The following is a 741-nucleotide window of genomic DNA, read 5'->3' as shown; positions in this document are numbered from 1 at the left end:
AGCTCGGGGAGAACATTCTCGCCACCCTCCACAAAGGTGATGCCGTCATCGTCGTCGGGTATGAGCACACCGTGTCCTGGGGTGAGGGTGAGAACAAGCGGTACGGCCGGGTCATCGACGCCGACGCGATTGGCCCGAACCTCAGCCGCAGTACCGCACAATCCACCAGTGCGCCGCGGCGCGCGGGGTCGGCTGCGGGGGAGTAGTCCCGTTCAGGAGGCGTCGCGTACGTAGAGAATCAGGTGGTCCTCCGGGATAGACGCCCGCAGCTGCTCGATCGCGGCCGCGCTGGACGTCGCGTCGACCTGTACGACGGTCCCTGTCACGCCCTCGCGCGTCCGGTGTGCCAGCTCCCAGATGCGGCCAGTCTGCCGCCCGCCACCGACACACGCCGGCTACGGGCGGTTATGACAGTCCGACCCGGGCTCCTGCCGGTGTCGCGCTGAGGAGGTTTCTGAGGCGTGTTTGGGAGTCGGTACTGAGCACGCCGTGTACCACGTCATCCGTGGGGCGGTTCGGGTGAGCGTCGACGGTCAGAGCGATCAGGGCGGGAAGGAAGCGCTCACGGCGCTCCCGGGACACGATCGCGTCGAAGCACCGCGCGAACATCACAGTGAACCGTCCCGGGTTTCATGCCGCCTTTGTGTTGGCGGCATCACCGGTTGATGTGCCGTGGTCTTGAGCGTAGTAGTTGCGTTCGTATTCTTCAGGTGAGATGTTCCCGAGGTAGCTGTGTAGCCG

The 741-nt window shown here is 65.6% G+C and carries 1 protein-coding gene; it reads left to right on the top strand.

The window, feature by feature from the left end:
• A partial coding sequence (locus tag B7R24_RS17720; RefSeq protein ID WP_367302635.1) for a single-stranded DNA-binding protein occupies nucleotides 1–206 on the top strand: 206 nt, incomplete at its 5' end.
• Between the last annotated feature and the right edge of the window lie 535 nt (nucleotides 207–741).

It is taken from the genome of Subtercola boreus, assembly GCF_003399645.1.
Taxonomy (GTDB): Bacteria; Actinomycetota; Actinomycetes; order Actinomycetales; family Microbacteriaceae; genus Subtercola; species Subtercola boreus_A.
Note: the sequence above shows the minus strand (reverse complement) of the source record. Positions and strands in the feature narration are given on the sequence as shown.